The following is a 26,201-nucleotide window of genomic DNA, read 5'->3' on the forward strand; positions in this document are numbered from 1 at the left end:
ATTCCTAAATCGTTCTGTTATTTTTTTCTATTGGCCACTGATATAAGATTTGAAAACCGTGCTTTTCAGATAGTGAAAGCATCTGGTCGCTTACATTAGAATAAGGTATATAGCAGTAAAAATCGATATGGTTCAATTGGCTGGCCTCGAAGTCAGAGACTGCATCTCCAATCATAACTGCTGTAATATTTTTTTCATCCGCAATTATATTACTAATTAATGTAGACTTAGCCACTGGAGAACCGAAAACCTCAATAAAGTATTTATCGAGACCACGATGTTTAAATACTTGCCGCAATTCATTTTGCTCAGAACCACTTGCTACAAATTTTTTACCGGGTAACGAAACTATAAAGTCTAAAAATTTGGGCGACAATTCAGCTGTTAAATATAGGCTTTGGCATTGTTTAGAAAAATTTGACAATAATTTTTCATTTATATCTTGTTTTTTTATCTCTTCAACATTAAGGATGTTATCTAAAAAATGACTGATATGATGAAATCGTGACTTCCCAAAGTTATTTGCAAAATATTCAACACACTGCGTAATTAACTTGGAATCGAAAGAAAGCGCTTTAAGCGCTTCCTTCATTGCCTGAATTTTAAGTTTATTTGAATTTAATATCACCCCATCACAATCAAATATATAGAGATCGTAATTATAAATTGGGTGCATATATAGAGCCTTGTTGTAATGAGTAACTAGTAGGAGTTAATGCTGTAATTGATGTTTCAGGAGCTAATGATTTATAGTTAGCTAATAAATCTATCATCTCCGATTGTCTTATATCACCTCGTTCGTAACCATCAACGCCAACTAAAGATATCTTTAAAGCTTGGCCATTAAGCGCTATAGCCAGTGCATAAGCAGCCGTTAAATCATAAGGTACCGTGCAGTAATTTTGATTAACCACGAACTGACCAGGCACTACATTTAGACCATAATCAAAAAATTCGTTCGAAACATTATTAAGCTCTTCATCTGTAAACCTATGTGCAGGCATTATGATAGGGCGCTGCAAACTCTTATACACATTATGCTCGGATAAATACTTACTGTTGTGTGATACACAATAATAGTTCACAAACTCTGGTGATAAGTCCTTAACCGCATTGATGGCGATAACAATGGGCTGTCGCTCATTAATATAACTTTCTATGGCAGGTAAATAACGGCCTAGACTTGGACCATTACCCACAATAAGAACTTCGCAACCTTCAAATTTACCGAAAAGCATATCGCTACCAGACACTTTCTTGGTTGAAGTATCGAATGACAATGCAGATTCCATCACATCACCATTATAGGAAGTTGTACCTTCTAGTTGACTTAAATAGTTGATAGCTCCCACCATTTCATCAGTACCATAATGTTTATTGGATACGAGATTTTGTATATAAGTAGGATGTACATCATTCTGTGCACCCAGAAAATACAGCAAGCTACTACCCCAACCATATTCTTTTTGCATTCGTTCAAAATATCGAATAACTAACTCATAAACAGCTGAAGGATCATATTTATCAGATATTTTATCTATCACGGCAAGCAAACTTTCTGTTTGTGCATTACCTGCACCTCGCCCCATTCCGGTAACAGTTACGTCTAGCCAACTCACTCCTAGGCTTTGCGCTTTTAACGTGTTATCAAGAGCTTTTCCCATATTATTATGAGTATGTATACCTATCTTACCTTGCCATTGGGTTCGAAGTGCTTTAACAATTCGAGCAACCTCCTCGCCGTCCATATTCCCTAAAGAATCGGCAAAGTAAAGGCAATCAAGGTCTTCCCATTCTGCAGCTATTTTAGCTTTATCTGCTATAACGTCGTCAGGCTTACCGCCGGCTTGCATAAGATTGAAACCAACCATATAACCTTTTGTTTTCAATGCATTGATAATTGCACCAGAGTGCTCAACTTCGTGAAAATGCGCCGCTACGCGAACTAACTTAATTGGACTTTGGACAGCATCAATAAACAGTGCATCAACAGCATCTTCTATTGACATCGATGCTTCAAGTATCGTTTTCGCATCAACCATGACACCGTACTTAGGTCCTTCCGGCAAATTGAGACTTTTAATAAATATTTCAGTTGTATAAGCAAATGGACCGTCAAATCCTGACTTTGGAAAATTTCTTAATCCTAGTTCAACATAATCAATTTTAGCTCGAGCCATTGCTGTTAAATAAGCTTGTATTACATCGGGACAAAAATCCCAATTATTATAGTAACCACCATCGCGTAACGTACAATCAAGAATGCTACAGTCATACATAAAAAAGTTCCTTCCAACTTAAATAGCCAGCATTACAAATCAACAACATTTATAATACATAATATTAATTCAGTAATATTTAATAAAAATAAAATATAAAAATGTGTCATTATTAAAAAAGTAGAATTCGATGCTACTTTATTTTATGTTCATAAAGAGTGACGCTAAACACATATCAACAAAGTGTATTCATCTAATGATTTTCCCATCAATTTCTATCACTAGTATTTATCGGTGTTTATATTTCCAGTTTTACTTTTCCTGCAAACTCTTATATCGTCATCGAATGACAGAGTCGTTGTTAAACTTTTATGCTGTATTACTATTAATCTAATTTTGGTCACAATTAGATTAATAGCTCGACAAAAAAACTCAATTTTTTTGTTGCCTTAAAAAGTATCTAATCAACATTACCATGACACCAAACATGCCGCCCAATATGGTTCCCAAAATGAAGATTAGCACTCGTTTGGGCTTGTCCTTTTCTTCAGTTACCAAAGCAGGATCGATTGTCTTAAATACATATTCATCACGAACTTCGGCAAACATAATCGTTTTCGCTTGCTCTTCAATAAGTTTATAAAGAATTGAGCGTATATCCGCGACGTTAGTGAGTGCGATTTGTTTATTTAAAAACTCACTGCTTCGATTTGCTTCGGCAACATCACGCTCTTTCATAACTTTATTAATATCTTCAACTAGCCAGTTGACCCATTGTTGAGCGACCGATGGCGACAAATGCTCAACAGCAACCGTCACCATGCCAGTATCTTTTGCTGAGTTTACACTCACAATCTTACTGAACTCTTTATAGGCCTCTTGCATTGATGGCTTAGGTTTAAATGGCGCTTCTACTTCGCGTACCCATTTATTGGCTGACACGTCATAAAGATCTGCATCGTAGATGACGGTATTTTCAGCCATGTTCCATTTTTCTGCCGCCATTAAATCAGGCAGAAGTTGATGTTTTTGAATAAAATCACTGGCGAACTGACGTGATTTCATCACTTCTATGGCCATTTGGGTTTTATCTACCCCACCGCCACCACCTAAGTTAATGCCAGCCATACTGGCTAAGCCGCCAAATTGAGAAGCAAGCGCACTTAAGCCTCCGCTTTGTTCTTCACTCGCGGGGGCTAACAGCGCTTCAGACTTATAGATGTTAGGCTGCATGATGGCAAAAACCACAGAACCAATAGCGAATAGGGCTGTGATGGCGATGATTAACCATTTACCTTGCCAGATGACCGCGAAGAGCTCACGCAGATCAATTTCGTCGTCGCTCGTTATTTGGGGGTTGACGAATTGGGCGTCGGGGTAATTTTGTTGTATTTGTTTGTTCATATAGTCTTCAGATTCTAGATTCTAGGACGCTTCGCGGCTAGAGCGCTACGCTGCTATACAAGCGGAAAGTCAAAGTAGCCAACCGCTAAGTTAAATTAATCAAATTTTGTAATCAGCGTTATCTTCTTTTATCTGTGATTCCTTATTTCTAATTAGAGCACCTATGATTTTTGCAATCTCTTTGGCTTCTTTTATCATTTCCATTGAAGATTGTTTACTCAGATAACCGATCTCTATTCCGATATATAACTGAGTAACCAACTCCCCTAATGAACCTTTGGCGTAATACAAAAATCGCATTTTCTCTTTAGCTGTTTCTCGCTCCTCGCCCTCAGCTATGTTTGAAGGTACCGAAAGGCCTGAGCGGGTTATTTGGTCTTTAAAGCCCCAGTTTTGTATTGCTTCTGTCTCTTTATATATTTGACAAGATAAACGTGAGGCTCTCTTCCATACATCTAGCTTTTCAAATCGCATAATCAATCCTTGATTAAAGCAGAGTCTAGGACGCAACGCGGCTAGAGCGGCCTTGGGCTTGCTATATTGCAGCCAACAGTGCAGCCAAAGATTCTGCTTTTATGATCTAGAAGCGAAGCGCTCTCGCAGTGACGAAGTCACGTCCTAGCTGCGTCTATCTAGCGCTCCGCGCTAGAGTCCCGATATAGCGGAGATGGCGACTGCGGTGTTGTAGATGATACCAGTGACCTGTGTCCATAGAGTTAGGCTGTCTTTGTATTCGGTATCAAGTGGGACGATAACGGTGTCGCCGGGCTCAAGCGGCGTTGTCGAGGTAAACCAAGCTGAAGAGGTTGGCATAACAACAGAACCATCGGCTTTTAAGATATAAGTACGATCTTCATCGGCTCGTTTTCGTGTGCCACCAGACATAGCAAGATACTGCTCTAAGGTAGTACCAGGCTTGTAGCGGTGAGAACTTGGGTGCTGCACTTGCCCCATGACAGACACTACTTGGTTTTGTGCTGGAATATACAAGACATCTTTATCTTCAAGGTCTAAATTTGCTTCTTCAACGCCCAAGTTTAGCGCGTTTAGGTCAATAACTAATCGTCCCATAACCTTTACATTATCAAGCTCATTAAGCATTAACTGCGCATCGGCATAACCCACTGTAGGCGTATCTTTAGTTAATGCTTTTGCAGCAATTTCACGACGCAACTCATCAGATAGCTTAGCGAGTTCTTGTTGCTCTTTTTGTTTAACTGAGTCACGAAGGAATACCGCCGACTTCAATGCTGCATCGTCAGTGTAACCGCCAGCACGTGCGATAACATCTTTTATAGACTCGCCACGTTGGATTGAATATGTACCAGGGAACTTAACCTCACCTTTAAGGGTTACCCACCTAGTTTCTTGCCAATCGGGTAATGTTCTTACCGTTAAAACATCACGGCTCTGCAATACCAAGTTTGAGGAAGTATCATTTTGCATAACGCGGTCTAAGCTTAATTGAACGTGCTCAATCGTCACGCCTTTTTTGTCATCTATATTTTGGCGAGTCAACTCGGCGGCTAGAGTATAAGCGCCCTCTTGCAAACCACCCGCGGCTATCAGTAGCTCTTTTACATTCGCATTTACAGAAAGCGGGTATTTGCCTGGAAACCTAACATTTCCGTTAATATCGACTAACTTTGCTGCAGTACCAAAGCGACTTTGTGTCTTTAACTTCTCAATGACTGGCCCTAATAGGGTTTGACGATCTGCGTAATCAAACACTAAAACCGTATCTCTAGGCTTTAATAGAAGATTATCGGTTGAACTAGGATCGCTGATTGCTTTCCCCAATGAGAATTGGTAGACCTCGATATCGCCTCGCTGATTCAGCTCTCTCACTAATAAAGCGTAATCTAAGTCTGCCGCTATAGTTAAATTACCCCAAACTGAAGGTAATAAGTCAGCTACTCTGGCCTTGTGAGTATATTGATATTTACCTGGTCTAATAACAGCTCCTGCTAGGGTTACTGCATTATCAACCCTTGTTGATGCTGATTTAACATTAAGTAAGTCGCCATTCTTCGCCTTTGTCTGTAAGCCGCGCTTTTCTGTTAAATCCACATTAATAACGGTCTTTACAGCTTTGTCATTGTAACGCTCGACAACACTGGCTTTAGGGTAAGCACCTGGGTTTAGCCCACTCGCCATAGCGATGACGTCAGCCATCGTCTCATTGGATTTGAGTTCATATATTGCAGGACGCTTAACTTCACCAAAGACACTGATTGTGGCGCCTGTAGTAGGAATAAAAACAACATCACCAGACTGTAAACGACGGTCGCTAGAGGCATCGCCCCTAAGCAGCAGGTCATAGACATCAAATGTAGCAACAGTTTTACCTGCTCTTTTTAGCTGAATGTTTCTTAACGAGCCAATTTCATTTACACCGCCAGAAACAAACAGGGCTTGAGTGATAGTAGATAAACTTGAAACAGTATAGGAACCAGGTTGGTATGCGTCACCAGCTACAAAAATACGAATAGAGCGGAGTTCACCCATGGTTATGTTGGCGCTTTGGCCAATCATCGACAATTCAATTTTTTCAGTCAAAAAAGATCGGACATCAGAAAATGACATACCCACTAACGAGATTGGGCCAACATTAGGAAACTGTATTGTCCCATCTCTACCAATCGTCAACGTATAGCTTTCACTTTCTTTGCCATATAAGTCGATGTTTAAGGTATCACCCGGACCAACCATATACTCTGATGGAACAGGTACATCTGACACAGGAGCGAACGTTGTTGGGCTTCCCGCAAAAAGATCATAGCCGAATCGCTTTAATTCGCTGATTTTTTTCTCTTCTAATGATTCGACTTTTGCCTCGGACTTAGTTGATTGAACGACTTCATCATCTTCTGACTGATCAACAACCTTATTTTCAATCTTTCGCGGCGTCACAACTTCGGGGTTTTCTAAAGGCGCACTATTCTGTCCCAATCCAGTCGATATCATTGAAGGATCGACACCATACTGTCGCGCCAAGCGCTCTTGTTCTGATTTAGGCAACTGTTTAAATTGCTCAATCATCTGAGGCGATGGAGTAATAGCTTGCGCTTGTGTCCCCATCAAAAACAGGGCTGCAACTGCCGTTATTATGACTTTTTTGGTTTGTTGTAACACCGGTTATCTCCGTTGAAAAATTAAACTAACAGCTGGGATTAACGCTTCGCTTACTAAATACGGAGCGCTGGTAAATTCATCGACTGAACATCACTCTTACGGTAAAACCACAGCAGGAATAAAAGAGGCTTCTTCAGCTTGACCTCTAGCAGGATGTAGTCCCTCTTAGCAAAGAGCTGGCAAACGGCCTTGAACCGAGCGGTTTTATCACCCTTTAGACACGCTACCGCCCATAGGTTGCGGCTCCTAAATTGCCCTTCGCGATGCGAAAATTCTAATTTTAAACTTCTGAAAAAACTTAACTCAGTGCTCAGAACTAGCGGAGAACTGAGTTAAGTCTTTTAGGCAAACCGTATATGCGAACCTTTGCATTATGTCATGCGCAAAATAGCAGCGGCACATTGTAATGGAAGTAAATTACAAATACTGCTCATTTATGCACCATTCAAACGCAAAACACCATTGAGTAAACTTTTGGTGACATTTGCCACATAATCACATGGTTTACTTTACTAGCAGTAACACTCAAGTTATTCACCACCCCATCAAACTGAACACGAAAAATTAACAAATTATCAAAAATAACAATAATATAGAGCAAATATTCATCAAATTACTCAAATAGTAAATATCAGTAAATCAACATTTAGAGAACGCTTGTTCTCTATAGAAAATGATGCACTATGGCAAATATCTTACAAAGCCTTACGTCTTTGACTTACGACTATGTATTACGACTGACTCACTTTCTATGCAACTTAGTCGCTTAAGCTCAACCGCTTAAGATCAGTAAGCAGCCCCACTCACAACATTATTTAATTTCTGTGTCTTGAATTGATTTAATGCTACTTCTTGGTACTGAGACTCGTTTTTGCTGCCCCATAATTTCAAACAAAATATGGCAACGTTTATCACCGCTTGATTCTTCGAAAATGCCTTCTAAGTCGGTAAAGGGCCCCTCTATAAATTTCACTTTACCACCTTTTGTGATCGCTTCGATTTCTTGAGCATCAACGAACTCATCTGCGGAAAGCTTCAAGTTGAGCAGCATTTTATGTTCACGCATTTTAATTGCATGAATAATGCTGTCATCAATGGCCGTCATCTCTTCTTTACAGCCAATAATGCGCGAGACGCCACGAGTTGAATGAATACGACTGACACTGGTTTCTAAGGGATCAAAATAGATAAAAAGATAACAAGGGAACAGAGGATTACGCTTAACGGTCGTTTTACCGCCCTTGGTAATTTGTTCTGGTAGCGTTGGAAGATAGGTTTCTATCTGTTGAAGTGCAAGATTTTGCTGAGCCCGAGCTTCACCACGGGGTTTGCAATATAAAAGATACCAAGACTTCATAACTTCCTTTAGCGCCTAGTGTTAATCGTTAATAATTAGTAGGAACCACACGGCCTTACAATCACTATTAAAGTGAAGATTGCAAGACGCTATGATTAACACGTAATGCAATGATAACGAGATAATACAAGTGACATCCTAATCACGGCCGAAATCATAGCAAATACTCTAACGAAATGAAAACACCTATTTGCACTTTTTTATATGATATGACCACTGCACTATTTATTGCGACAAAGCTAGCTAAATGCCAGATAATCTGCGGTGAATGTCACGTCTACCAGTGCTCAATTCCTCACCACTTAGCCCAATCAAATTGACTTTTGACTGTTTAAAAGGGTATATAAGATGGGTTTCAAACAAAATTACACCCTAAATATTAAAATATAACAAAAATCTACAACAGTTAGGCAACCTAAAAGACTGGATCTTCAAACAAGATCAATCAGTTATTAATGATTACCTAATTCTTGATAAGATATTGATAATATTCGCAACAACAATTTTTCTACATATTTTTTGTTATGTAGGCAATCACAAGCTGAAGGTGGAAGACTTACATGAGCGTAGCAAAACCTCAAGGTACGATGCTCGGGCATCCTAAGGGACTTTTCCTGCTGTTTACAACAGAGTTATGGGAACGTTTCAGTTACTATGCAATGCGCGCCATTTTGGTGCTGTATTTGGTTGATAGAGTTCAAACAGACGGCGGCCATGGCATGGGTTGGACCCAAGCTGATGCCCTTTCTCTTTATGGTACATTTACTGGTTTAGTTTATTTAACTCCTCTTATCGGTGGTTGGTTAGCCGATACCTATTTAGGACAACGTAAAGCCATTATCATTGGTGGTGCCTTGATGGCAGCGGGTCAATTCATTCTTGGTACACCACATGCGTGGGTACAAGGAATGGAAACCGAAGTGTTTTATATCGGTCTCGGTGTGCTTATTCTTGGTAATGGTCTATTCAAGCCAAATATCTCTACCATGGTTGGTGATCTTTATGAAGAAGGCGACCACCGCCGCGATGGTGCATTCACCATCTTCTATATGGGTATCAACGTCGGTGCATTCCTCTCGGGTATCATTGTTGGGTCGGTAGTCGCTTATTTCGATGGCAACTTCCAAGCAGGCTTTATCTGTGCCGGTATTGGTATGGTGTTATCGTTAATCATCCAGTTTGTTTTTGCACAAAAGTTGCTTGGTGATATCGGTCGTACCCCTGCTGCTCAACTTGAAAAAGAGAAAGCTGAAGCCGCTGGTGAAGTTCGTAAAGAACCACTGACAAAAGTTGAGCGTGATCGCATTAAAGTGATCATGATAATGGGTCTTTTCACCATCATCTTCTGGGCTGGTTTTGAACAAGCCGGTGGCTTGATGAACCTATTCACTAACGACTTTACTGACCGTTCAATCGGTTCGTGGGAAGTACCAACAACTTGGTTCCAGTCATTGAACGCGATGTTCATTGTGATTTTTGCGCCAGTCGTTGCTTCTATTTGGATACGCTTAGGCAAAAACGAACCTAACTCACCAGTTAAGTTTGCTTTAGGTCTTGTGCTACTAGGTATCGGTTTCCTATTTATGATTGGTGCCGTACTTGAAATGGGTGGCGATGCTAGCGCTAAATCAAGCATGTGGTGGTTAGTCGGTGCATACTTCTTCCATACTATGGGTGAACTATGTCTATCGCCTATCGGTCTTTCAATGGTAACTAAGTTGGCTCCACTGCGTATTGCATCATTAATGATGGGTGCATGGTTCCTGTTTGTTGCGGCTGCTAACAAGATTGGTGGTATCGTTGGTTCATTCATTGGACACGGCGGCGCGAAAGAAGAGCAACTTGCTAATGCTATGTCTATCTTTGCTGGTATCGCTATCACTGCTGCGCTGTCAGGTATTCTGCTCTACTTTATCTCTGATAAATTAGTCGATTGGATGCATGGCGCAGAAGATGGCCACCACACTGAAGAGCAAGCACTAGAAGAAGAGATCGCTGTTACTGCTGAGCATGAAGCAATCAAAAGATAAGTTCTAGGTTTTGACTCTTAAGCAATCCTAAAATGAAAAACGCCTCGCTATTACTCGCGAGGCGTTTTTTGTTTATGCAAGAGAGTATCGTTAGCGCGCATCTCTAGCCTTGCGACTAGAAACTCATCTGAACATAGCCGCCAGGTGCGGTGGTCGTGTGGTAGGTTAGTCCTAGAAATTGATCATCTAGCAGCATCTGTTTATGCTCAGCGATGCTAGAAACAATACACAAGCTCTCTCCTGGCATTAAGTTTCTAAACTGCGTAGAAGGTTGCCCCCACTCTAAAATCCCCAACTGAAGCGAATCTGGCAGCGCTAATGGCATTAAGCCTTCATCGTTGCGGATGTAACATCGTAATCCCTTACCAGCTTGTGCAATTGAGGCACGATAATGACTTAGCTCTACCACCGAATAGATAATATCGACGTAGATATCCAAGCCGGACTTGTTCATCCGCTCATTAAGGTAGCTGAGCATATTAAACGGTTCGATTACCGTTTGAGTACTGCCATTACGGAATAGCTTTAACTTTTGATTGACGAAGCTTTTTAATAGCACGCTGGCAAATGCTGCACGATTATCTTGCGGATGAAAGTGCGCCATATACATGATTAAGTATTGATCACCAACGTTGGCGCTATCAATAAAATAGGCACTCACTTCATCTGACTTGAATAAGCTGTAATCAATTTTTGCTTTGGGATAGTCGATTTCAGATGGTGGGAATAACTGCTGTTGAACACTTTTTGCCGCCTGAGCATTTTGCTCTAACAAGCTTAGGTGCTCTTCAAGCTCTTGATAGGAAAGCTCTTCAAGATGGTCAATTTTCACATCTTGTTCTAGTGAGCCACTAAGGTTTTGTAGAATTGCATTTTCGATGATGCACAGATCACTGACGGGTTTGACGAGATAGTCGACGGCGCCTACTCGCAAGGCCTCTACCACATCCGCCATCACTTGGTTTCCAGAGATAACTATCGCTACCGTATTAGGTTTACGTTTAATCATCTGCTTTAGCATGTCGAGTCCACCTAAGATAGGCATACTTAAATCTGCTAACACAACGTCAAAATCACTCTGGCTAAAACGCTCTAAACCTTGCTGACCATCATCGGCTTCGACAACCTGGGCGCCACGGTTAGATAAAAAAGCCGCAACGATACTACGAAAAACGGGGTCGTCTTCTACTAACAAAATACTGAGGTCTTTTAATGCCATGTAACATCCTTATGGCTTAAGTTTACGTCAACAACCTGAGTTAGCAATTCCCTCTCCCTCACCGACACTGCGACAGCGTCGGTTTCCTAATCTATATCGCTAGGTCATTTGAAGTTAATCAAGCTCTTTCATATATTCATCGAGCAATTCGTCGTCGTCAGTCGTATTGGGGACATCACCATCATATACTTTATAATCAATATGTTGCAAGTAAGCTTCTTTGACAAATGTATAAGGATCTAGTGCATTGTCGACCAATCGCTCCTGATCGATTGCCGATGAGCGTTTATGCAGGTTTTTAAGACCCCATTTAACCAATGATTGCCACATGGTGAGTTCGGATAATGGGAAATATAGTCCATCAACCCAGTCTGACGCTAATTCTCGCGTAACATAGGGGCCAAGAAATGGCGCCATAAAATAGGGGCCATTTGGCACACCATAATAACCCAGTACTTCGTTGAACTCATCTTGCTTACGCGGCATTCCCATCATGTCCGCAACGTCAACCACACCAAGAAGGCCCAATGTGGTATTGATGGTGAAACGCCCTCCCGCATTAACCGCCCACATCCACTTGCCTTGCAAAGCATTGTTGACCATTGAACTAGGCTCTTCAAAATTGTGCACAAAATTGTTCACACCGGTTTTAACTGGCCGCGGTAAGTAATCATTATAGGTATGCGCAACAGGACGATATAGATATCTGTCCATAAACTGATAGTTAAAATCCCACATCGCCCGGTTAAAGCCCTCGATAGGGTCACGGGGATCATTATAGGTAATAACTACCGTTTCGGCGCTATCCATTGCACCTTGCTCATTTTGCTCAGCCGCTTGCACCTTAATCGATGCAACAAACACCAGCAGACTCAACGTAATCCATTTACACTTCATATAACTTTGATTCCTAATTAGTATTACCTATCGGTTAAAGCTAATGGCTAAAAGTGACGATATAGTAGTAATACTAGACTACTCAGTTTGATTTTCCGTTTCAGACGGCTAAGGATACTCAGCAAAATGAATAGGTCAAATTGAATTTTGTAAATACTGTTGTGTTAATTACCTAAATTGGGAGCTAATTTGTGAGCCAGTCGAGCATCAATCCAGCCTTAACGGCAATCGCAACTGGGCAAAATTCAACTGCGTCATCTAATCTGCCGATTGAAAAATTAATTCCGACTAATATTCAATTTTCGACTAATAAAGACACACTCGTTCTCAACCAGCAAGCACTAGATATCCGTTATTTACTAGCAACAGATAGAAGCCTTATCAAACTCGCTAGCGAACAACCCATGGCCACAACCCTTATTCAACAGCAGGCGAGCCTTGAGCAAAGCATAAGCGCGTTATTGAAAACCTTCGGCACGGCTACCACTATCGAGCTCCCTCGCTCTATTTTAGCCTATATAAAAGGAAATCAAATCGACCAGAGTCAATTACAACAGCTTGCAATGCGTCCACAAGGGTATCAGCTTGGAGAAGCCAGCATCATAGGCAATAAAGCCACAATTGGTCAGTCATTGCACTTTACTGTGCCAGGTGATGCAATCAGCAATGGGCGTTACTTAGCGACAATAACCCTGCAAAATAACACACTTGCTCTTACCCTATCACCGTTGCTTGCTCAAGCGAACGTCACTTTATCGCCAGCATTAGGGACAGATACGTACAACTCAACACAGTCAAAGCCTTCTTCTATGTCGGCCTTAATCAATAAGGCGTCATTAGCGAGTACTTACATTAGCCTAAACCGCGAATTAGCCAAGCAGTCACTGAGCAAGAGTCAACTCAGCGCGCTTGCACAGCCACTCAACAAAGCTGAAGTAGCTTCATTGTCATCTAATACCATTGGGTTGACTCAAAGAGGCACCTTGCCAGTGGACGTTTTACCAGGCCCAGTTAAGGCGGGAAACGGGCCTTCCGTAGCCAGTATTTCACTTCTATCGACCACAAGCTTTGCATTGCAGCAGCCAGCGTTAGTGAACACTCCTCTTTTCAAGTTGATCAGCCAGATAACCGGCCAATTGACTCAGCCATTGACGAGCCAGAGTCCTTTACCCCAACAAACGGTCAACGCTATGGCGCAAACGTTCAAGGGAGCTGAAGCACTTGGGGGCAGTGCTGACAACTTAGTCATATCACCTACGGCAAATCTTAAGCATACGCAAAGCAACGCTAACCCTGTTGCTAAATCAACGAACGGTTTGACGGTCAATACAGAGCAGAGCCAAGGGGCGCCAACCACTAAACCTCTGCACAGAGGACTCAAGCACCTACTCAACCATATAGGGCCTAAAGCGCTACAAACGGAGCAAACCACAAGTCAACAATCACTACTGTCTTTATTAAAAATAGCGTTTCCGCTGGCCTTTCCAAGACCGCTCACCGACTTAGCTGCTACTAACATGTTAAAAACCGAGCTTATAGATAGCTTCAGAGGTATATCGGCCCCCAGCCAGATGAACGCATTAAATGCTAGTCACGGCGGTACCATCGCGCTGTTATTTCAATTACTGCTCGGCAGACAACAATCTACTCCTAGCAGTCAGGCGTTAAGTGCTCAGTTAAAACAGATACAGCAGCAACTTGGCATACGTTCAACTTTACTCAATATGCTCGATAAAGCGGGGGCGACTGAATCCCTTGGTAAATTGGTTTCAGGTCTTAATTTATACCAACAAGCTTCAACAGACAGTACAACAAATACTCAGTGGTATTTCACCCTGCCCTATATGATTGATGAACGCCAAGAGGAGTTTGAGGGGCATTTTGAACAAGACAGCCAAGACCATCAAAAGAAAGATTGCTGGCGCTTACAACTCAAGTTTCATCTAACTCTTGGGGCGGTATTGATTAAAGCAGAAGTTAAACAGCAGCAAGTGTCACTCGGTTTTACTTCTGACAGTGAACAGTTGCTTAAAGCTATAACTAATAAGTCGGACGCACTAACACAAAAGCTGACTCAAATAGGCTTTGAACCAAAACCGATAACCACACAAAAAAGTGTCTTGCCCGCAAGTTTATTACCAGGCGAGCACTATTTAGTGAAGCTAAAGGTTTGATTATCATTCAAGCTACGTCGGTATTAGCACTTGTGCGCATAGCAGACATCATATTGATAAGTTGAGGGCAGTATGCAACCAGATACAGACAAAAATCGGCCAAACGAAACATCGACTCAAGCCGCTGCACTTAGTTACACAGGTGATGGTGCGCCAACACTGACCGCGAAAGGTGAGGATTTAGTTGCCCAAGAGATTATAGCGTTGGCCAAAGAGGCTGGCATTCATATTCATCGCGATGCCAACCTGAGTCAATTTTTGCAAATGCTAGAGATTGGCGAAGAGATCCCTAAAGAACTTTATCAGCTTATTGCAGAGCTGATCGCCTTTGCTTATGTGCTAGATGGAAAATTTCCCGAGAGATGGGACAATATGCATCAAAAAATAGCGGAGCAGGTATAGACGCTAGATAAGTATGACTCAGTGAAAGAAGCCCAGCATATTAATACTAGGCCTTTATAGCAATCAGTATAAGAAAGTGATCGACTCACCGTGTACTTTGACAACTAATTCAAGGCGAATGGACGACGGCATGCTTGCTCCCTTATGAGGCCGTTCAACGCAGAAGTAGGAAGTCAAAAACACGCCTAACAGGCTAGTCTTAGCGCTTTCGATGCCGCGTTAATAAGCTTGACCCTAGTTCAACTAGGCTCTTCACTCGTTGCAATCAACAAGGATGTTGTGAATGCCCTTAATGCACGACTATATGGATAGGAGCAATTAAGGGCCTTGCCTGATAAGCGCTAAATTCTCGCTGAGTGCTGACATCTTTATATTAATTGGTATTAAAATATTACGCTTTGCTATGTAATCTAAGCAGTAATTCGGCTTCCGCCTTGGGCAACTCACACTCTTTAACTAATTCTTCGACACCGGCCCCCAACGCAACCATTTTCATGGCACGAGAATAAAGTCGGGCTTGGGGATCTTGTTGATTAGTTTCATCGATACGTGCATCTTGTTTAGCAACTCGCTTTTCAAGTTCTAACATGCGACGCCCAACACCAATAGTTCCTGTGCGTAGCTCTTGCAGCTCACGCTTTACCGCCTCTCTTTGACGGTCACTCTCTTTTACCAGTAGTGTTAATGCTTCTATTTTTGCTTGCAGTTTTCGGGTTTGTTTCTGCTGATAAAGCACCAGCCCCAAACAGGCTATGACATAGAGCAAAGCCGCGATCAATAATTCATCGCCAATCATGAAAAGTTACCACTCCAGTTTCCAGCCTGGTGACCATAACGACTCGCATTATGCTCATCACCGTAAAGACCACGCAATAAAACGCCACCGAAGCTAATACCCTCGATGGCTAACAGTATTCACCATTTATAATTGCGCGAGATCCATCCACTCTTCATCAGACAAAAGCTTATCTAAATCAACCAAAATAAGCAGCTCATTATCACGATTACTCACACCTTGGATAAACTTAGCGCTCTCTTCAGTGCCTACATTCGGTGCATTATCTATCTCAGAACCACGTAGATAAACCACTTCAGCAACGCTATCGACAAGAATACCAATTACTTGTTTTTCGGCTTCAATAATCACAATACGCGTTGAATCATCAACGTCTGATGACATCAAACCAAAACGAGAACGGGTGTCAATCACCGTCACAACGTTACCACGTAGGTTAATAATACCAAGCACATAATGTGGCGCCCCAGGCACCGGTGCAATTTCGGTATAACGTAATACCTCTTGCACCTGCATTACGTTGATACCGTAGGTTTCATTATCTAAACGGAAGGTTACCCACTGCAACACTTCATCATCTTTACCAGCAGCTACTGCCGCTACGTTTTTTGCATCTGCCATATAAACCTCAGCCAATAGAGTCCTGACTACCTAATCCTAGATTCAACAATTCAATCAATGCTTGCACATGTAATATGCCGCACATCTGCTCTTTAACCACGCCCGCTAACCAAGGCCGTTTTCCGGCTTTTGTACGCCAATTAACCTCGGACTTCAAAATCTTAACCGAGTTAACCAGTGATTCGCACGCTAGCCCCCAATTACTATCTTCTAATAGTACAATATATTGGTAATCAACGGATTGCGCCAGTGTATCATCATATTTTTCCGGCATAACCCACGCACAACTATTAACGACATTTAGCTGAGACTCGCGATAAGTTTGCACACCAAGATACCATTCTGGGCGTCCCATAATATGATTTACACGTTCAATTTTTACGATGCCACCTAAACTAACCAGTGGGACGGCCAATGTGAGCCCTGCCACTTTGAAAAAAAGTACCTGAAACTCTTCATCTAACTGCTCAACTAAACTTTCAGTGATACCCGGTGGCGTAATACCCGTTTGGGTTTCAAGTTGCTGCTCAGTAACTTGTTCATCGACCGCTTTCGCTTCAACTTTAATAGTAGCTGAAGTTTCAATCTTTTCTTCTATTTGCGGCTCAACAACTGTTTGTTTTATTTTCGAAATCACGATTGCTTCATCAGCAACCTTAGTCTTAGTCTGTACCGCCTCAATAGGCTTGTCGATCTGTGCTGTTGGGGGCGCGGAAACGGCCGACAATAATTGCTCCAACGCTCGCTTGTCTAACGATGATGCTGATTTTGTTGCAACACTAGGTTTACTGGCTGCAGGGACAGGCGCCCGTTGAAGCTGCTCGGCCAATTTGACCTGCTGTTGACCTAGCACCTTGTCACCTTTAACTGGTGTTGCAGCTAAAGTAGTCTGCGCAGCATGAGGTATAATAGGCTTAATATTCTTAGCCGCCTCGTCTGCGACATCCTCTTCTGTAAGCAGCAGAGCGAAATAATCAAATACTGCTTCATCAACTGAGTTTGACATGCGCAAACTCCTTAGAGAGTAGATAATCTAGCAACCTGTCGTATGCTTTGACACCTCGGGTGTTACCCGCATAATGCGATGCTGGCAAGTGTGCAAGGCTTGCATCTCTAAACTTAGTATCCACCGGAATAACATCTGGCCACAATGTATCACCGTACTCTTCTCCCAATTGATTTAACGCTAAAGGAGAGGCTTTGGTGCGCCGGTCATACATGGTCGGAATAATAGTGTAACTATAGGTAGTGCTCTTTGAACGCCCCATTAAGGTCATCGTTTTTATCATTCTATCTAGGCCCTTAATGGCCAAAAATTCAGTCTGCACAGGGATGATAATATGCTGGCTCGCCGCCAGAGCATTCACCATTAACACCCCGAGTACTGGCGGACAGTCGATCAATGCCACATCATAGTTGTCTTCAACTAAGGTCAATAACTTCTTAAGAATAAGCCCCATACCACCTTGATGACCTAACGAGCGGTCTAACGTTGCCAACGCCATCGTTGCGGGCAATAACTCAATTCCGTCAACTTTAGTTGGCACAATGTGAGAGATGACTAAGTCTTTAGATAATTGTTTATGTTTAAGAAACAGGTCGTAAAGCGATGCAGGAACCTCTTCCGAGTCGACGCCAAGATAATAACCTAAAGAGGCATGAGGATCGGTATCAATCATGAGTACGCGCTGACCACGCTTTGCCAAAGCCCCTGCAAGGCTGGCAACAGTGGTTGTTTTACCCACACCACCTTTTTGATTTGCTATGGTCCAGACTTTCAAAAATAACCCCTTAATTAACTCACCAAAGTGCTAGCTCTTACTGTTCTAATTATCTTCACGAGTCGTTACCCGTATTCCGCCATGTGGCAGACTTATTACTTTAACACCATCTTGGTTTTCAGACAGCTTTACTGGCTGCGAACTCGTCAAATTGTCAACTTGATCGGGGTTTACATCCGTTTTACTACCTAACATATTATTATCTGTCGTCGTAGAAGCCGCATCGATCAACTCAATGTCGTCAGTTAGCACTGTAACTGGCTTATTCGACTGCATATCTGGTGCAGGATAAATCAATAAAGATGGGCTATCTCTAACGTTAAGCGCTTCAGACTTAGATTGCTCTGTGGATGTAACGCCTGGTCCTATTTCAACGGAGGTTTGTTCACCTGGCTTAGCTTGAGAAAGCAACGACTTTGTTGCGTCAGGGTTAGATGCCATCCATTCAGCAACAGCCTTTGCCTGTTCGTCTGGCACCATCAAAAGTACTTGGGTTTTCTTAAGCTGTTCAATCTCAGAGAGTAACAGGCGGTTTTTATGGCGCATATCGAGATACAGCGATCCCGTGACAACAGTGCTAACTAACATCAAAAATAACACAAGCAGCATGAGCGTACTCATGCCTTTTTGCTTGTTAGCCACGAGCGGTTTCTCTAATAATGGATTCAGCCATATCTTCAAGCGCAATAGATTGTGTCGACAATCCCGCAGATGCGACGGCTTGAGGCATACCGTAAACAACACAACTCGCCTCATCCTGAGCCCAGATAGTGGCACCCGCTGATTTGAGCATCCGAGCGCCTTCACGCCCATCAGCCCCCATGCCAGTTAAGACAACGGCCAAAATCTCCGAGCCCATCAATTTAGACGCAGAGGCAAATGTGATATCGACACAAGGTTTGTAATTCATGTCAGCACTACCCGCAACAATTTTTATTCTGCCGTGAGTACCACCGCGTTCAACCATCATCTGCATCCCACCGGGCGCCAAATAAGCGCAACCAGGCCTTAGTTGATCACCGTTCTGGGCTTCTTTTACATCGATAGCACACAACCCATTGAGTCGACCAGCAAAGGCTGGCGTAAATGCCGCAGGCATATGCTGAATCAACAAAATTGGATGAGGGTAATTACCTGGAAGTTTAGTTAAGATTCGCTGCAAAGCGACAGGTCCACCAGTAGACGTACCAATAAGTAATATCTTGTATTTTTTACCACTGGCTCGTTGAGGCGCGGTCGCACGCACTGGAGGACGTGATGCTGGCGCTGTCTCGCGAGATGTTGAAGGCCGAGAGGTGATTGGTGTCGGTGTTGGCGTTCTTGGCTGGATAGGCCGGAATACACGTCGCCTTCCTAACGCTTTAATGCGCTGTTGCAATAAGATAATTGCGTCATCTTTGTTGGTCGCAATATCTTCAAAGCGTTTTGGTAGGAAATCTAGCGCCCCTGCTTCTAATGCATCTAAAGTCGCCTTGGCGCCATCATGAGTTAACGAAGAGAACATCAAAATTGGCGTAGGACATTTAGCCATAATCTCACGTACAGCAGTAATGCCATCCATCACAGGCATTTCAATGTCCATAGTAATGACTTGCGGCTTCAACTGCTCTGCTAGCTTAACCGCTTCAGCACCATTCACCGCAGTACCAACCACTTCTAAATCTGGATCTTTAGTAACAATTTCACTGACTCTGCGGCGAAAAAAACTCGAATCATCGACAACTAATACTTTAATGGCCATTCATTTTCCTATCGACAGCGATCATCAGTCCAGAAACAGCGCGTGATACGGCTAGGTATCACGCCAGTTTAAGTTTCCGCTATCTCATAACCTTACTAATTCTTGTTTTTCGCGTAATGTTTTAATAAGCCTGGCACATCAAGAATCAATGCTATTCCACCATCGGAGGTAATGGTCGCTCCTGCCATACCTGGAGTTCCGCGAAGCAAGGTACCGAGCGGTTTAATCACGACTTCTTCTTGTCCAATGAGCGAATCAACAACAAAACCAATTTGCATCGTGCCTAGCTGAACAATCACCACATGACCGTGTTTCTTATCACCATGCTTAAAGTTGACCTCTTTACGACTCAGCCAATATTCGAGGTAGAAGAGTGGCACAGCCTTATCACGCACGATCACTGTCAATTGACCATTAACGATATTGGTTTTGGTCAAATCTAAGTGGAATATTTCACTGACACTCGATAGTGGTAATGCAAAGACCTGCTCAGCCACTCCAACCATCAGTGTCGGCATAATAGCTAAAGTTAGAGGGACTTTAGTCTCTAATACGGTCCCTTTACCTTTAAGGGAGTCAATATGTACAGTACCGTTTAGCTGAGTAATACGAGTCTTGACGACATCCATCCCCACACCACGACCTGAAATATCAGAGATTTCAACCTTTGTTGAGAACCCCGGTGCAAAAATCAGATTATACGCTTCTGAATCTGACATTCTGGCCGCAGCATCTTCATCGAGTACACCGCGAGTAATAGCGATTTGCTTAAGTTTATCAGGGTCCATCCCTGCACCATCATCTTCAATTTTAAGAAGAATATGATCGCCTTCCTGACTCGCAGATAGGGTAATGGTACCGGTTCTTGATTTCCCATTGGCTTCACGCTCATCTGGCATCTCAATGCCGTGATCGACAGAGTTACGCACCAAATGGACCAATGGATCTGCCAGTGCTTCAACCAGGTTTTTATCGAGATCTGTATCTTCACCTATCATACGAAGATCAATCTCTTTACTTAAGCTTCTCGCCAAATCACGCACAACCCGAGGAAAGCGACCAAACACTTTCTTAATGGGCTGCATGCGAGTTTTCATCACCGCGCCCTGAAGATCGGCTGTGACTAAATCTAAGTTGGCTAATGCTTTAGACATATCTTCATCATCACGAGATATCCCTAAACTCAGTAAGCGATTACGCACCAATACTAGTTCGCCAACCATATTCATGATCTGATCGAGCCTTGCGGTATCTACACGAACAGTTGTCTCAGCTTGCGGCATATTTTGCGAAGGCGCTTTAGCAACTGGGGCTTTCTCTTTCACAACTGGAGCAGCAGCTTGTGGAGTTGGTGCTAGAGCAGGTTTCGGAGCGACAACGGGGGCAGCGGCCTTAGGTGGTACTGCTGCAGGTTTATTACCGGCATCAGCGACAACATTCGGCGCACCAGAACCATGAAGTTCATCGAGTAACTTCTCGAACTCATCGTCGGTTATCTCATCTGAATCCACTGGCGGTGCAGCAGGCTCTGGCTCGACGGCCGGCTTGGAACCTTCTGATTTAAATGACCCTGAACCATGAAGCTCATCAAGCAGTGATTCAAATTCATCATCGGTAACATCATCATTACCACTTGCCGCAGGGCTAGGTGCTTTATCCGAAACTGCAGGGCCTTTTCCTGAACCATGCAATGCGTCAAGCAGGGCTTCAAACTCTGATTCATCGATCTCGTCGATATCACCAACGGCCTGCTCAACAACAGGCTCAGAGACACTTTCAATGACTGGGGGTTCTTCGATAACGGGCTCTACAACCGCTTCTGGCTCTGCAGTGGCACCGCCCTCTGATGGTAATAAACCACCAGAACTCAGTAATTTTAGGCACGCCAGGAGCTCAGCATCAGCAGGACTTTGTTGCTGTCCTGCTTGAGTCTCTGCAAACATCGAGTTGATCGCATCAACGGCTTGCAAAATAATATCCATCAGCTCAGCCGATACACTTCGTTTACCCGTGCGCAGCAAATCAAAGGTATTTTCTGCCTCGTGGCAAACATCAACCATTGGGGTCAAGCTGAGAAATCCAGCGCCACCTTTAACGGTATGGAACCCTCTGAAAATAGCATTCAGCAGTTCAGTGTCATCTGGATTATTTTCCAGGGCGACAAGCTGTTCAGATAGAAGCTCTAGGATCTCTCCTGCTTCAATCAAAAAGTCCTGCAGTATCTCTTCATCAACATCAAAGGACATTAATATGACTCCTACTTAGAAACCCAGACTCGAAAGTAAGTCATCGACTTCATCTTGTCCCGTCACGACATCATCACGCAATTCTGCGTTCATAATAGGACCTTCTGCTTCCACGCTCTTATCTAGCTCAAGCGGCTTCTCTGATACGGGCTGTTCACCGAATACGGTCAACATTGAAACGAGATTGTTTTCAACTTCACGGACTAACTCAATCACTCGACGGATCATTTGTCCCGTCAAATCTTGGAAGTCTTGAGCAAGTAAAATATTATTGAGTAATTCTTTTAAGCGATTCGAGTCAGACTCGCTTCGCTCGATAAATTGCTGGACATCGTGGCACAGGGCTTTAAATTCATGAAGCTGTAGATCTCGCTTCATTAACCTGTCCCAAGATGGTTTGACGGCTTGTACATTGGCTGTTAACGCATCCGCCAATGGCAGAGACTCTTCGACCGCATCCATCGTCTTATTTGCAGCTTGTTCTGTCATATCAATAACATAGTTAAGCCGTTCTTTGGCATCTGGTATTTCGCTATTAGCCAACTCGACTAAGCGACCATCAACCTGAAAGTCAACGATAGCGCTATGAAGTTGACGTGTTAGACGGCCGACCTCATCAAAAAGCTCTTTTTGAATAGGGGTGGCGAGTTCTCTAACTATCTCGTCAGCTTGTTCTTGCTCATTAGCTTGAAGCAACTCTACGAGTTGCTTTGCTTGCGCTAAACTAATCAGCCCTGAAGTTTCTGCCTGCATAGCTTAACCTTGATTAACCGAGTCGTTCGAAAATTTTGTCTAACTTCTCTTTCAATGTCGCTGCAGTAAAAGGTTTAACCACATAACCATTTACACCAGCTTGGGCTGCTGCAATGATCTGTTCCCTTTTCGCTTCCGCAGTTACCATCAATACAGGTATGTGCTTAAGTTCGTCATCGGCACGGATCGCTTTCAATAGATCGATCCCCTGCATACCAGGCATGTTCCAATCGGTAACAACAAAGTCAAAATCGCCTTTTTGCAACATCGGCAACGCCGTTGACCCGTCATCTGCTTCCTGAGTATTGTTAAAACCCAAGTCTCTTAACAAGTTCTTGATGATACGCCTCATTGTCGAAAAGTCGTCAACAACGAGAATCTTCATATTCTTGTCCAAGGTTTCCTCCGCGGAGCTGTTTTTATTTTGCTCATGTAATCGTTATATTTTGGTCCAATGCTTAAGTTTAGCCTTTAGCCTGAGCATTGCCTGACTATGTATCTGGCTAACTCGAGACTCGCTAACATCAAGTACTGCACCAATCTCTTTTAAATTTAATGCTTCGTCATAATATAACGACAAAACTAAACCATCTCTTTCTGGTAAAAGTTTGATGGCTTCTACCAAGGCTTCATGAAACTGAGTTTCAGCAAGCGCCTCGAATGCATCATCTTGGGATTCTTCATCATGTCTTATTACATCGACCGAAACCCCAAGATCTTCAATCCCAACTACTTTTCCAACCGATACATCATTAAGAATATGATGGTACTCATCCAGTGTCATATCAAGTCGGTCTGCAATTTCATTGTCTTTTGCATCACGACCTAACTCCTGTTCTAGCTCATCTATCACTTGTGCGACACGACGTTGATTGCGATGTACAGAGCGTGGAACCCAGTCTCCGCGGCGTATTTCATCGAGCATTGAGCCTCGAATACGTATGCCTGCAAACGTTTCAAACTTTGCACCTTTACTGCCGTCAAATTTTGATGAGGCTTCTAACAATCCCATCATGCCAGCCTGTAACAGGTCATCCAATTGAACAGAAGCGGGCAACCGCGCTAACAAATGATGAGCAATCCTTTTAACCAACGGTGCATACTGTTCAACGATAGAAGCTTTATTATCTAAACAAGTATACGCTGAGGCTTTACTCACTCGCACGATCCTCTTGGTACTCTGGACGTTGGACCAACCTTTCTACAAAGAACTCTAAATGCCCACCAGGTTGTTGCGGTACTGGCCAACTAATAATTTTATTGGCCAATCCATGATATGCAATTGATGCTGGCGATTTAGGGAACGCTTCTACTATCAATTTTTGTTTACGAACTGATTTTCTGAGGTTTTCATCAAATGGAATCGTTGCAACGAGTTCAAGTGCGACATCGAGAAAACGATCGGTTACTTTGCTTAGTTTAGCAAACAATTCCATACCTTCGCGTAGACTTCTCACCATATTTGCAACAATTTTGAAACGGAACACCCCATGCTCGCGACTTAGGATCTTGATCAACGCATACGCATCGGTGATCGATGTCGGTTCATCGCACACAACGATCAACACATCTTGTGACGCACGAGAAAAGCTCAGCACCATATCAGAGATACCTGCAGCCGTGTCGACAATCAATATATCAAACTGTGTGCGCATCTCACTAAAAGCACGAATCAGTCCAGCATGCTGTGCTTGTGTCAGCTCTACCATGGCTTGCGTACCTGATGTAGCAGGTATAATCCCGATACCTTTTGGGCCTCTGACAATAATATCGTCAAGGTCTGCATCACCAGAAAGTACATGAGAAAGATTACGTTCAGCCCTTAAGCCTAACATCACATCGACATTAGCTAAGCCAAGGTCAGCGTCGAGCACAAGCACACGCTTGCCCTTTTCCGCCAACGAGACCGCGGTATTGATTGATACGCTAGTTTTACCAACGCCACCTTTACCACCTGATACGGCAATTACTTTTACTTTTTCGTTATATGGTTGATTCATCATACGTAAACCGCTTGCTTGATCCCGACTCATTATTTTACTCAAATGCATAGGCCTGTTCATACGACCTTTCAGTGTTTTGTATTGGTTGCTCTTTCTTTTCTAGTACCGAAAGGGCTTTGTTTGCCAACGCTAACGTATCGGCCACTTGCATATCTTCTGGAACTCTTTGACCATCAGTAACATAACTTAATGGTAACCCACTTTGGATCAATACGCTTAATGCTGGTGCTAATGCAACTGACTCATCTAGTTTGGTCAAAATTGCACCAGACAAAGGTATTCTGGTGAACTGTTTCACTGCATCTTCTAGCACTCTTCTCTGGCTTGTTGATGACAGTACCAGATAACTGCGTATAGGTAATCTGCTATTTGCAGTTAAATTATCTAGTTGCTGAAACAATCGCACATCTCGCTGTCCCATTCCAGCCGTATCTATCAATACTAGCTTGCGATTACGAAACTGATAAAGTATTTGTTCCAACTCATTCAGATCATGAGCTTGCTTAACCGGACATCCCATTATTTTGCCATAGGTTGCCAATTGCTCAAAGGCTCCAATGCGATAATGATCGGTTGTTATCAATGCAACTTGATCTGAACCATGATGAGCAGCAAATCTCGCGGCTAATTTTGCAACACTTGTAGTTTTACCAACACCAGTTGGCCCAACAAATGCTACCACGCCACCTTGACGAACGATATCATCGCCTTGATTATCGAGCATATTCGCTAAACTTCTTGGCAGTGTCTTAACCAATTCTGCCGGCGGATAATGTTCACTGAGACTAGAAAGCTTAGCTGCAACTTCGGGAGAAAACTCCGCATCGAGCAAGCGACTCTCTAACATGGCACCAACGGGATCGACTCTGGTTTTCTGCTCGGTAATCAAGGAAGTCACTTGATGAGTTAACAAATTGCGTAGCGAGGCGAGCTCTTCACGCATTAATTCGATTTCAGCACTCTGTTCACGGCTCTTGTCACGCTTTGGCATCTGCGCAGTTCTGGTCTCATCCAAGCGAGGCTTTACCGGCTCACTTTTAGATGCCTGTAACCCTTTAGCCCATTCAGGCATGTCTAGGTCATCGTTCGTCTGACTCATCTGTTGATCAACACGGCCCTGTTGACGTTCCAATAGTGCCTGTAAAGAGTCTGCAACGGGTGCAGGATTTCTTTTTGATTCAGTCTTTATCGGTTGGCGTCCAATAGAGACCTTCTCTTCGGCAAGGTTTAGAAAAGAGGGTTGAGACACTGGTGAAACGGGCTCGCCTTTAGATTTAGGCTCGTCATAATCCACCGCCGCAACGATCTCAATGCCACCGGTCACTTTTTTATTAGACATGATCACCGCATCAGAGCCTAAAGTCTCTTTAACTTGAGCCAGAGCAGAGCGCATATCTTTTGCTAAAAAACGTTTAATTTTCAC

The 26,201-nt window shown here is 43.0% G+C and carries 23 protein-coding genes; 3 read left to right on the top strand and 20 right to left on the bottom strand.

The genetic code is table 11. The features are described 5' to 3' along the window. Positions 1-4 precede the first annotated feature (4 nt). From L876_RS0118630 to rfaH, 6 genes are all read right to left on the bottom strand, one after another. Positions 5-676: an HAD family hydrolase gene (locus L876_RS0118630; RefSeq protein WP_028765178.1), complete on the bottom strand. Its 672-nt coding sequence runs from the start codon at positions 674-676 to the stop codon at positions 5-7. Next, positions 660-2,279 carry an aldolase catalytic domain-containing protein gene (locus L876_RS0118635; protein WP_028765179.1) on the bottom strand — a complete coding sequence of 540 codons (1,620 nt, stop codon included), beginning with the start codon at positions 2,277-2,279 and terminating at the stop codon, positions 660-662. Before L876_RS0118635 ends, L876_RS0118630 begins: the two co-directional genes overlap by 17 nt. 372 nt (positions 2,280-2,651) lie before the next feature. Further along, positions 2,652-3,623, bottom strand: a complete 972-nt coding sequence (locus tag L876_RS0118640; protein WP_028765180.1) for a Wzz/FepE/Etk N-terminal domain-containing protein — start codon at positions 3,621-3,623, stop codon at positions 2,652-2,654. A gap of 99 nt (positions 3,624-3,722) precedes the next feature. Beyond that, positions 3,723-4,097, bottom strand: coding sequence for a four helix bundle protein (locus tag L876_RS0118645; protein ID WP_028765181.1), 375 nt, complete (start codon positions 4,095-4,097; stop codon positions 3,723-3,725). Positions 4,098-4,268: 171 nt separating this feature from the next. After that, positions 4,269-6,758, bottom strand: coding sequence for an SLBB domain-containing protein (locus L876_RS0118650; RefSeq protein WP_028765182.1), 2,490 nt, complete (start codon positions 6,756-6,758; stop codon positions 4,269-4,271). An 811-nt stretch (positions 6,759-7,569) separates the two neighbouring features. Next, positions 7,570-8,115, bottom strand: coding sequence for a transcription/translation regulatory transformer protein RfaH (gene rfaH / locus L876_RS0118660; protein ID WP_028765183.1), 546 nt, complete (start codon positions 8,113-8,115; stop codon positions 7,570-7,572). A 560-nt stretch (positions 8,116-8,675) separates the two neighbouring features. Here rfaH and L876_RS0118665 point away from each other — a divergent pair. After that, on the top strand, positions 8,676-10,145 hold the full coding sequence (locus L876_RS0118665) for a peptide MFS transporter (protein ID WP_028765184.1): 1,470 nt from the start codon (positions 8,676-8,678) through the stop codon (positions 10,143-10,145). 115 nt (positions 10,146-10,260) lie between these two features. Here L876_RS0118665 and L876_RS0118670 read toward each other — a convergent pair whose 3' ends face one another. Further along, the gene (locus tag L876_RS0118670) at positions 10,261-11,364 is read right to left on the bottom strand and encodes a response regulator (protein ID WP_028765185.1); all 1,104 of its coding nucleotides are present in this window, start codon (positions 11,362-11,364) and stop codon (positions 10,261-10,263) included. A 114-nt stretch (positions 11,365-11,478) separates the two neighbouring features. Then, on the bottom strand, positions 11,479-12,261 hold the full coding sequence (locus L876_RS0118675; RefSeq protein ID WP_028765186.1) for an MlaA family lipoprotein: 783 nt from the start codon (positions 12,259-12,261) through the stop codon (positions 11,479-11,481). A 191-nt stretch (positions 12,262-12,452) separates the two neighbouring features. On the opposite strand from L876_RS0118675, the gene L876_RS0118680 reads away from it, so the two are divergent. After that, positions 12,453-14,435 carry a flagellar hook-length control protein FliK gene (locus tag L876_RS0118680; RefSeq protein WP_028765187.1) on the top strand — a complete coding sequence of 661 codons (1,983 nt, stop codon included), beginning with the start codon at positions 12,453-12,455 and terminating at the stop codon, positions 14,433-14,435. A gap of 72 nt (positions 14,436-14,507) precedes the next feature. Then, positions 14,508-14,837 carry an EscU/YscU/HrcU family type III secretion system export apparatus switch protein gene (locus tag L876_RS0118685; protein WP_028765188.1) on the top strand — a complete coding sequence of 110 codons (330 nt, stop codon included), beginning with the start codon at positions 14,508-14,510 and terminating at the stop codon, positions 14,835-14,837. Between the two features lie 391 nt (positions 14,838-15,228). Here the strand turns inward: L876_RS0118685 and L876_RS0118690 are convergent, their stop codons facing one another. The 12 genes from L876_RS0118690 to flhF form a co-directional block, all read right to left on the bottom strand. Next, positions 15,229-15,630 carry a DUF2802 domain-containing protein gene (locus tag L876_RS0118690; protein WP_028765189.1) on the bottom strand — a complete coding sequence of 134 codons (402 nt, stop codon included), beginning with the start codon at positions 15,628-15,630 and terminating at the stop codon, positions 15,229-15,231. A gap of 129 nt (positions 15,631-15,759) precedes the next feature. Beyond that, the gene (locus tag L876_RS0118695) at positions 15,760-16,254 is read right to left on the bottom strand and encodes a chemotaxis protein CheW (RefSeq protein ID WP_028765190.1); all 495 of its coding nucleotides are present in this window, start codon (positions 16,252-16,254) and stop codon (positions 15,760-15,762) included. 7 nt (positions 16,255-16,261) lie between these two features. Continuing rightward, on the bottom strand, positions 16,262-17,260 hold the full coding sequence (locus tag L876_RS0118700) for a chemotaxis protein CheW (protein WP_028765191.1): 999 nt from the start codon (positions 17,258-17,260) through the stop codon (positions 16,262-16,264). Continuing rightward, positions 17,244-18,035 (bottom strand): ParA family protein, encoded by a 792-nt coding sequence (locus L876_RS0118705; protein WP_028765192.1) that lies wholly within the window; start codon positions 18,033-18,035, stop codon positions 17,244-17,246. The genes L876_RS0118700 and L876_RS0118705 overlap by 17 nt, the downstream gene beginning before the upstream one ends. Positions 18,036-18,080: 45 nt before the next feature. Continuing rightward, positions 18,081-18,677, bottom strand: a complete 597-nt coding sequence (locus L876_RS0118710) for a hypothetical protein (RefSeq protein ID WP_051413194.1) — start codon at positions 18,675-18,677, stop codon at positions 18,081-18,083. After that, complete coding sequence (locus tag L876_RS0118715; RefSeq protein WP_028765194.1) at positions 18,670-19,776, bottom strand: protein-glutamate methylesterase/protein-glutamine glutaminase; 1,107 nt, start codon at positions 19,774-19,776, stop codon at positions 18,670-18,672. The genes L876_RS0118710 and L876_RS0118715 overlap by 8 nt, the downstream gene beginning before the upstream one ends. A gap of 95 nt (positions 19,777-19,871) precedes the next feature. Continuing rightward, positions 19,872-22,022 carry a chemotaxis protein CheA gene (locus L876_RS0118720; protein WP_028765195.1) on the bottom strand — a complete coding sequence of 717 codons (2,151 nt, stop codon included), beginning with the start codon at positions 22,020-22,022 and terminating at the stop codon, positions 19,872-19,874. A gap of 15 nt (positions 22,023-22,037) precedes the next feature. Then, positions 22,038-22,775 carry a protein phosphatase CheZ gene (locus L876_RS0118725; RefSeq protein ID WP_028765196.1) on the bottom strand — a complete coding sequence of 246 codons (738 nt, stop codon included), beginning with the start codon at positions 22,773-22,775 and terminating at the stop codon, positions 22,038-22,040. Positions 22,776-22,788: 13 nt separating this feature from the next. Continuing rightward, positions 22,789-23,172 carry a chemotaxis response regulator CheY gene (gene cheY / locus L876_RS0118730; RefSeq protein WP_081730747.1) on the bottom strand — a complete coding sequence of 128 codons (384 nt, stop codon included), beginning with the start codon at positions 23,170-23,172 and terminating at the stop codon, positions 22,789-22,791. Between the two features lie 42 nt (positions 23,173-23,214). Continuing rightward, positions 23,215-23,934, bottom strand: a complete 720-nt coding sequence (locus tag L876_RS0118735) for an RNA polymerase sigma factor FliA (RefSeq protein WP_028765198.1) — start codon at positions 23,932-23,934, stop codon at positions 23,215-23,217. Next, entirely contained in the window at positions 23,927-24,808 is an 882-nt protein-coding gene (locus L876_RS0118740) for a MinD/ParA family protein (protein WP_028765199.1), read from the bottom strand. The genes L876_RS0118735 and L876_RS0118740 overlap by 8 nt, the downstream gene beginning before the upstream one ends. A 4-nt stretch (positions 24,809-24,812) precedes the next feature. Further along, positions 24,813-26,201 carry a flagellar biosynthesis GTPase FlhF gene (gene flhF, locus L876_RS0118745; RefSeq protein WP_028765200.1) on the bottom strand — a complete coding sequence of 463 codons (1,389 nt, stop codon included), beginning with the start codon at positions 26,199-26,201 and terminating at the stop codon, positions 24,813-24,815.

Origin of the sequence: Shewanella colwelliana ATCC 39565, from assembly GCF_000518705.1 — a bacterium.
Taxonomy (GTDB): domain Bacteria; phylum Pseudomonadota; class Gammaproteobacteria; order Enterobacterales; family Shewanellaceae; genus Shewanella; species Shewanella colwelliana.